This window comes from Roseateles sp. (genome assembly GCF_031397715.1).
Lineage (GTDB): Bacteria > Pseudomonadota > Gammaproteobacteria > Burkholderiales > Burkholderiaceae_C > Paucibacter_A.
In genome coordinates this window covers 1-2,149 of sequence record NZ_JANNMI010000444.1, presented here as the reverse complement: position 1 = coordinate 2,149, position 2,149 = coordinate 1, and the positions used below count along the sequence as shown (strand labels likewise).

The window sequence follows — 2,149 nt, the reverse complement described above, 5'->3', positions numbered from 1 at the left end:
CCACATCGACCTTCTGGAAGCGCCGACTCAGTGCCGCGTCCTTCTCGAAGATGCCGCGGTACTCGGTGAAGGTGGTCGCACCGATGCACTTCATCGCGCCGCTGGAGAGCGCCGGTTTGAGAAGATTGCTGGCGTCCAGCGTGCCGCCCGAGGCCGCGCCGGCACCAATCAAGGTGTGGATCTCGTCGATGAAAAGGATCGCGTTGGGCTGGTCCTTCAACTGCTTCAAGACCGCCTTCAGGCGTTGCTCGAAGTCACCGCGGTACTTGGTGCCCGCCAACAGCGAGCCCATATCGAGCGAATAAACCACCGCCTCGGCCAGCACGTCGGGCACCTGACCCTCGGTGATGCGCCAGGCCAAGCCTTCCGCGATCGCGGTCTTGCCGACGCCGGCCTCGCCGACCAAGAGCGGATTGTTCTTGCGCCGGCGGCAGAGAATCTGCACCACGCGCTCGACCTCCAACTCGCGGCCGATCAGCGGATCGATCTTGCCGTCTTTGGCGAGTTGATTCAGGTTCTGGGTGAACTGATCCAGCGGCGATCCCTTGCCCTGACCTTCGGCCTCTTCACGCTCGGCCTCGGGGTTAGCGGCACCGTCGGCACCCTTGGGTACATCGGGTGGATCGGACTTCTTGATGCCGTGGGCAATGAAATTCACCACGTCCAGGCGGGTCACGCCCTGCTGGTGCAGGTAGTAGACGGCGTGCGAATCCTTCTCGCCGAAGATCGCCACCAGCACATTCGCGCCGGTGACTTCCTTCTTGCCGCTGCCGGTGGACTGCACATGCATGATGGCGCGCTGAATCACGCGCTGGAAACCCAGCGTAGGCTGGGTGTCCACCTCGTCGGAGCCGCCCACGGTGGGCGTGTTCTCCTTGATGAATTGCGCCAGACTCTTGCGCAAATCGTCCAGATTGGCCGAACAGGCTCGCAGCACTTCGGCCGCAGAGGGGTTGTCCAACAAGGCCATCAACAAGTGCTCGACGGTGATGAATTCGTGGCGCTGCTGGCGCGCCTCGACGAACGCCATGTGAAGGCTAACTTCAAGCTCTTGCGCAATCATGCGGCCTCCATAATGCACTGCAAAGGATGGCCGGCTCGCCTTGCGGCGGCCAGCACTAACTCGACTTTCGTCGCTGCAACGTCTTTGCTGAAGACGCCGCAAACCCCACGCCCATCGTGGTGGATTTTTAGCATGATCTGGGTCGCGGTATCCAGGTCATGACGGAAATACTCCTGCAAAACCATCACAACAAATTCCATCGGAGTGAAATCATCGTTCAGCAGCAGGACTTGATAGAGCCGCGGAGGTTCTGTTTTTTGAGTCGCACGCTCAATGGTGGTGGTGCCGTCAGCATTGTCGCGGCCCGGATTATTGGCCGGCGGCACTGGCGGTTGAATGGGGGTATCTGGCATGGATTGATTCTATCGACTGAGCCCAAACCTCGCTCGGACCCTTTGGCATCTTGCGCCATCGCGGCTGATTGCAAGACTTGAATTGGCCCCAAGCAAAGGCTTTTTTCACAAACCCCAAGCGACCCGAGGGTCGACCCCATTCGGGCTGGCCCCGAATTGACACGGCTCGGGCCCGATTTGAAAATCGGCGCCGGTGCAGTGAGCACCGTGCATATGGGGAAGGAGTCGGCTATGGCCTTAGGTACTGTGAAATGGTTCAACGATTCAAAAGGCTTCGGCTTTATTGAACCAGAAGCGGGCGGCGACGATGTGTTCGCCCATTTTTCAGCCATACAAATGGAGGGCTTTCGAACGCTGGCACAAGGCAGCCGGGTCAACTTTGATCTGATTCAGGGGCCCAAAGGCCAGCTGGCGCAGAACATCACCGCACTGGCGAGCGTGGTGGCGGCGCAAGCTCCGGCCGAGGTGAGTGAGGCAGCCTGATCCTGGCGGCTTCCCGATCGCCGCAAAAGAAAAGGGCTCGCATGTTGCGAGCCCTTTTTCATTTTTGCAAGCCGGTCAAGCCAGCGCCGCCGGCAAGGTTTGGTTTACATGTGGTCGATCATGACCTGGCCGAAGCCAGAGCAGGAGACCTGTGTCGCACCGTCCATCAAGCGCGCGAAGTCATACGTGACCTTCTTGCTCAAGATCGACTTGCCCATCGATTCGATGATCAGGTCGGCGGCTTCAACCC

3 protein-coding genes and 1 pseudogene are annotated in these 2,149 nt (G+C 59.7%); 1 reads left to right on the top strand and 3 read right to left on the bottom strand.

Going from position 1 to position 2,149, the window contains the following annotated elements; all coding sequences use genetic code 11:
* Positions 1–1,063: Clp protease N-terminal domain-containing protein (locus RMO57_RS19450; protein WP_310389470.1), on the bottom strand; the 1,063-nt coding region annotated here is incomplete at its 3' end.
* A complete protein-coding gene (gene clpS / locus RMO57_RS19445) occupies positions 1,060–1,416 on the bottom strand; it encodes an ATP-dependent Clp protease adapter ClpS (protein ID WP_310389469.1) in 357 nt (118 codons plus the stop codon). The genes RMO57_RS19450 and clpS, both read right to left, overlap by 4 nt.
* A gap of 177 nt (positions 1,417–1,593) precedes the next feature.
* Between clpS and RMO57_RS19440 the strand changes: the two genes are divergently transcribed.
* Complete coding sequence (locus RMO57_RS19440; RefSeq protein WP_414896460.1) at positions 1,594–1,899, top strand: cold-shock protein; 306 nt, start codon at positions 1,594–1,596, stop codon at positions 1,897–1,899.
* Between the two features lie 104 nt (positions 1,900–2,003).
* Here RMO57_RS19440 and RMO57_RS19435 read toward each other — a convergent pair.
* A pseudogene (locus tag RMO57_RS19435) lies at positions 2,004–2,149 on the bottom strand (NADP-dependent isocitrate dehydrogenase); the annotation flags it as partial.